This window comes from Bradyrhizobium sp. CAR08 (assembly GCF_052871955.1).
The window spans coordinates 1-5,905 of record NZ_JBIXJX010000052.1; the positions used below are offsets into that span (position 1 = coordinate 1).

A 5,905-nucleotide genomic window follows, 5' to 3' on the forward strand; every position below is an offset into this window, starting at 1 on the left:
AGGGAATCCACAAACGAAAATTGCAAGGTTTGGGGGCCTCAAGCCCCCAATCCCTGCAATCTCAAATGCCGCCCCAACCGGAAAACTGACTCCTGCTCAATCGCTTAGAGCCTTGTTCACGGACGACCGCTTAAGGCCCTCCTCGAGATTCGTGCCATGCTCGACCATCTCGTAGCCTCTTCTGTGGGGGATTCCACCCCCGAAGGAGGAGATGCCAATGAAGATCCCGCTGCGGACGCAACCGGATTTGTTCGCCGTCGCCGTACCACCACCCGAACTATCGGAGAGGAGAGGCTGAAGGCAATAGCGCTGTTGCGGTGTCTGCTCGTCGAAGCGGTAATCACGCCAACCGCCGGGCAGCCGGTCCAAAGCCTCGCGGAGGCGCGCGATGAGCAAGATCAGCGCTGAGCACCTTTGCCGCGCCGGAACCTGACGCCCCTCCAACGCACCTTCCACAACCAGCGGCGCGAATATCGGCTGCGACGCCTCGCACAGCGGCAACATGCCTTGCTGTCGAAACCGCCGTCTCCAATCGTAGATCTGCCAGCGCGTCGCGCCGTGCTTGCGCGCCATCTCGGACACCTGGGCACCGGGTAACAGACTCTCGGCGACGACCCGAGCTCTCTCAGCTTCCGAACGTACGCGGCGCCTCGATGGTCCTTCAAGAACCCCCAGCCGGCTCACCGGCCCTACCGATGAGCATAGACGTCCGTTTTGCTGTCCAATCCCATCCCAAATCTCCGTCCAAGCCGGAGGGTTCTTCGCACGTTCATTCGAATTCTGAAGCAAGCCGCGGCTCCACGCTTACCGTCGAAATGGCCTGGGATTCTCATGGTGGCGCTCGGTGTTCGTTGGCTTGGAACTGGGCAGTCGACACATGGCGCCTCGGCGCGTCTTCTTTGCCCGTCAGCTCCGCAGACCAGAGCTCGACGTGGTTGATCCAAGCTTTGGAAGAGGTCCTGTCGGAGGTCGGCGTAATGGCTGCTGAGTCCGGTCGATGTCGCCCACCACTCCGGCATGGGATCGAAGTCGGCAGGATGCCGACCCGTGCGACAGCGCGGCGGGTCGGGACGGCTCCTTAGACGGTGCGGTTGACGTTCCGCCGTTTCGAGGCGGCGGGACTGACCCGGCTGTTGCCCGACGTACGACACTGAGTTGGAGGCGCGGCAAGCATCTCTATGCCCAACGCCATCTCGTCGAATGCTGCTTCTCAACACTCAAGCAGTTCTGCCGGTTCGCAACCCGCTTCGAAAAGACCGCCAGATATTACCGCGCCGTAGTCACTCTCGCTGATACGTGTTCACCCTACTAGCCGACCGCTGCCACAAGGAGCGCTGCATTATTTCCGGCATCATAAACTGGCAAGCCAGTAGCCCTTCGTATTCGAGGTGAGACTCTCACAAATATTGTACACTCACATAGAACTGCCGCAATATTCCCGTTTTTGCGGAGACGCGCAATCATGGCATCAGTGTCGGACAAAACATCCCGGACGTTTATCTCACCTTTTTTGGCCCACATGTAGTAGTAGGTCGCTGTACCCTCCAGCCCTTCGACAACCAATCGCGATCGCTGTGTGATACCAAGTGTACTCAGAATGCCGTCATCCAGGCAGCTTGAGTCCGCAGTAAGGATTGCAACTTGCTTGTTCGCAGGCACACTTAACAGCAGTGATGGAAGCAGAAGTAGACTCGAAGTCGAGACTGGAACTGTTACCGCTGCCGCAATTGCACGCTGGTATCGCACGGTAAAACCGCAGTCGCAGGTGATTGCCTCCGCTCCTTCCCTTATAAGCCCCTGCGCAGCTTTCACATACTCATCCTCACAGGTAGGATCACCTGAGACCACATTGCTGGACCATGCGCCTGCGATTCGCCTCCATACTGGGGCGGACCCGTAGCGGCCCGCATGTGCAATACCTGGGCCGAAGTCTGAATCTTGACCATGATAGTTGCCAACATTCGACAGGCATAGAATCCCTAAAGTGGTCATATTCTTCTCCTCAAAAAGCAGTTCGGTCCTGTGATTACGTTTGAGACCCAAGGACGACCTGGCCTTTGAACCGCCCTGTAAAGAGCATCGAATTGAAGGGAGGCGATGGATACGCTACGCTCTCGGTGGCTGAATTTCAGGAGAAGAGCCTGCGCTCCATTTTGGTTAAGCGCTTCCCTCCCTCGCGTGTGACGACAATGGTTTCGCTGAAGGCTATGCCGCGCGCAGTCGTGTACATGTGGAAAACCTGGTTTTGCTCTAGCTGCCACTCGCTGTTGGGTAAGAAGACGCGAGTGAAATCGCTTGTGCGAGGAGGATACTTCAGGCCGAGTGTATAACCGGTGATATTCGTATAGCTGTCGCGCAATCCCGCACCCAACATTCCCTCTCGCACAACGCGGTCGACGTCCCTTGCATTTGCACCTGGCCTCATGGTGCGGAATTGCTCATCCTGAATTTGGATCATGGTTTCAGCGCTTCGGACTTGTTCATCGGTCGGCGCACCGATCGATTTCGGACGCATTAACCGGGACGTGTAGCCGCGAAAGTGCGGAACAGGTTCAACGTGCAGAATGTCTCCGTTGGCGAGCTCGCGGCCGTCGAGCGCCGCATGCAAGATTGCTGAGCGAGGTCCGGAGGCTAGGACGGCGACCTGCGCGTTGTCCGCGCCACTCCGCCATGCTTCGCTAGTCATCGCTGCAAAGACTTCCCGTTCGCTGACACCTGCGCAAGCTACCGCGAAGGCAGCCGCTGCCGCCCGGTCGCAAATTTCTGCGGCTACGTTGAGGCAAGCAAGTTCGAGGGGGGACTTGACCTGCCGCATTTCCCACATGATGCGCGAGAAATCAACAATCCTCGCGTTCGGCAGCAAGCTCGCGAGCTCCAGTGCCCGGTTAACAGTGAGGAAATGGCTGTCCCGCTCAAGGCCTACGACTGAGGTTCCAAAGCCGCGGGCGTTGATCGTGTCGGCCAGCAGCTTGATCGGATTTTCGTGGTCGCCAAACGACACGCAGTCGGTGAACCAGCTCAGTTCGCTGAAGACGGGAGCATCGAGCGCACGGATGACAGCAAGTGGTTCTTGATCGAGCGGGACAAGTACGGCTTGATACATGGCCGCTGTGGGCCAGTAACCGCTGAGGTAAACCATGTGTTCGCGCTGGTCCACGATGAGAAGATCAACATGCCGTTCGGCCATGACGGTCCGCAATACTGCGAGCCGCGAGCGGAATTCAGTGACAGGGAAGGGCGGAGGCTGTGTCATGAATCCTTCCTATGTCGTCACAGGTAAACGCCGTGGTGGCGGCCCCGGAAGATTATCGCTCCCACGTTCAAGGTCCATTATCATCTCCTCATCGACGGCGAGACGCCAACTTCTGATAGGCTGATGAAGTCTTCCTCATACCTGTGTTGCGGACTAGTCAAAGTCCCGCCAAAAGCGGGGAACTGCGCGCCGTTAAAATATCGCGTGGCCCATTGCACGCCAACGCTGACCGCTAGTAGTTTGCACCGCATCGTTTGAACAATTATGCGTGGCTTTAAGATGTTCTGCTAGCCGAGTGACCGCACATTGTGAAAGCCACTTCGTGTGCTTGCTTACCTACTGACCGGTAGCTATGGGCCTCATGGTCTTGTCCGGTGGATGGCTAACCATTCATTGCGCCTCTCGCGTGGGCCGTGATGATCAAGGGAGGCAACCCCAAGAAAGGCGCGACATGGAGGCTGCGGGCGCGCCAAGCAAATTTGGCGATTTTGCGCGGCTCAGTCCACCGATCAAAGCCGCGGGGGCAAACGTATTGCGTTCCGTGCACCATCGAGCGCAAGATCAACGGTGCGCAAGAGCGTCGGCGCGTGCGCTGACCTCTGATCACACACCTGGTTGCCCGAGCAGCGAGCCAAGCTCTCGTGAGTTACTGTTATTAGTTGCTGAGATGTATTGTTCCGCTTCATTGAAGATGGCCCCGTGGATGTCGAACAACGCCGCGGAACGCGAGCTACGGACGTGAGAACTGAGAAATTGAAGCTGCCGCGCTCGATTGAGCGCAGTCGTCGAGGACATGTCACGCTCATGCGCAGCGCGAAGCTCAAGGACGTCCATCCGCAAGCTTGAATCAACGACCGCTTGTCGTACCGACGGATACCCACGTATTTTGCTCATGGCGCTGTACTGAACGGCAGCGCGTTCCGCAAGCGGCTGCTTGCACGGAGGTCACGTGACGCTATCTGTCAGCTCATCGCCTGTTGATCTCCTCCGCGCCAGCAGTGTGGAATACATTAGGCTGCGTTACTCAGGGCGCAGAACTCTCATTAGTGTGATATCGGCCCGGCCTGGATTGCTCCAGTTCTAAATTGGATGCTGCTCGGATTGAGCAGTTGCGTTCTCAAGTGCGCAGCGAATGGAAAGACGTCCAGGCTGGAAGAACCGCGTCAGGCGTATAGGTTGTCTAGCAGCCAAGCTAGGTAGGTATCAGGAGCGTGGGGATCCACTCTATGCTCACCTTCGAACATGAAAATCCGTGAAAAGCACAAATGCGCACCCCGGCCAAGGTTGATCACAATGAAGCCCGAGGTCAATGCGCAAGAACGAAAAGGCGCACACGATGGTTGACAAGGTGTTTGATCGCATGAACGTCTTGTATGTCAAAATTCTGCGAGGAAAAGGTCGCGCTGTATTTGCAAATGTCCCATTCAAGGTGGGTGATATAATTGAGCGTGCTCCCACCTGGGCATTTGATGAGACCCAAGCTAAGTTGTTAGATCGCACGGGGCTATTTGAGTACTACTTCGTGCGGCGGGATCGTCTCGAAGGCGATGCTCTGACGGGCTACGTTGTTTTCGGATTTATCTCGCTGGTGAACCACTCGTTTAACCCGAATGCACAAATAATGTGGACTGATGCAGGGTCCGGCTCATGGGCGAGCATCGTGGCTATGAAGGACATAAAAGTGGATGAGGAAATAACACACAGCTACTCGAATATCTCAGCTTATCCTCGCACCATTAATTTTCTCGATTGAGCTGCAGAGATCCCACATCCTTGGCCTATGAGGGTGTAATGCTCGCAATGTTGAGATACTTCATCCTTGTGCGGACTCCGCGTACAAGACGCGGGATTGCCGATCAGTTAACTGGCGAGTTATGAGCCTTCTCTGAATTGCAATGACCGCCTTAGTAGACACTGAGGGCCAGCAGATGTCGGATGAAAGGACGTGAACGTCAATTGTTGCGAAGGGGTACTTTGGGGCAGATGGCTGAACACGTCCAAGGTGTGTTCGTTCGATCAGATCCCGCTATGGAGCTCGGTCTGCGCGATTCCGTGAGGGGGCGCCGGGTAGAGACGCTCCAGCAGGAACCGGCATCGGGGGGCGCGGCGCTCCGCCGCCACGCAGCCGGGGCGATGGAAGCGGAAGAGGCTGTCGAGATCGTCAGCGGCACTCATTGGTCTAAGCCGAAATAAAGTCTAGCAAAAGAGCAATTTCTTCAAGGAACGCAAGCTATGGCAAACGACCTTTTCGCAAAGAAACGGGCAAATGAACCAGACCGCAGACTCTTCTTTCGAATCGAAAGCAAAAGAGGCGTTGGACAGAGCCAAGCTGACGGGTGAGTGGGATTTTCCGCTCGCAGACGCCGCAACCGATGCTGCCGAAATGACGTATATCGATTGGGCGTACTGGTACTACAAGTTGGAGAAGCCGACGCTAAAAGCGGAAAATGGTGTATCGGAGGTTCTCTTTTTAAACGACAAGTCCATCGTAAATCTGCCAGATGGTTTCCAAAAGGATACCTCTGTCACGCTAGGCGCGGCGGGCGATTTGATGCCGCTAGATGGAATTGAATTGTCGAAAAACATACTTTTTGAGAGCATTGCCGATGTTCTCTTCGACGTTGATATCTCCTTCGCAAATTTCGAGGCTCC

General features: G+C 56.0%; 3 protein-coding genes and 2 pseudogenes. 3 read left to right on the plus strand and 2 right to left on the minus strand.

The annotated features are described in order from the left end of the window. Positions 1-96 precede the first annotated feature (96 nt). On the minus strand, positions 97-684 hold the full coding sequence (locus ACIPUD_RS39405) for a transposase (protein WP_446482945.1): 588 nt from the start codon (positions 682-684) through the stop codon (positions 97-99). 400 nt (positions 685-1,084) lie between these two features. On the opposite strand from ACIPUD_RS39405, the pseudogene ACIPUD_RS39410 reads away from it, so the two are divergent. Continuing rightward, positions 1,085-1,312 (plus strand): annotated as a pseudogene (locus ACIPUD_RS39410) (hypothetical protein); the annotation flags it as partial. Between the two features lie 816 nt (positions 1,313-2,128). Here ACIPUD_RS39410 and ACIPUD_RS39415 read toward each other — a convergent pair. Continuing rightward, positions 2,129-3,253 (minus strand): M24 family metallopeptidase, encoded by a 1,125-nt coding sequence (locus tag ACIPUD_RS39415; protein ID WP_446482946.1) that lies wholly within the window; start codon positions 3,251-3,253, stop codon positions 2,129-2,131. Between the two features lie 1,336 nt (positions 3,254-4,589). Here ACIPUD_RS39415 and ACIPUD_RS39420 point away from each other — a divergent pair. Then, entirely contained in the window at positions 4,590-5,006 is a 417-nt protein-coding gene (locus tag ACIPUD_RS39420; RefSeq protein ID WP_446482947.1) for an SET domain-containing protein-lysine N-methyltransferase, read from the plus strand. A 513-nt stretch (positions 5,007-5,519) separates the two neighbouring features. Further along, a pseudogene (locus tag ACIPUD_RS39425) lies at positions 5,520-5,905 on the plus strand (hypothetical protein); the annotation flags it as partial.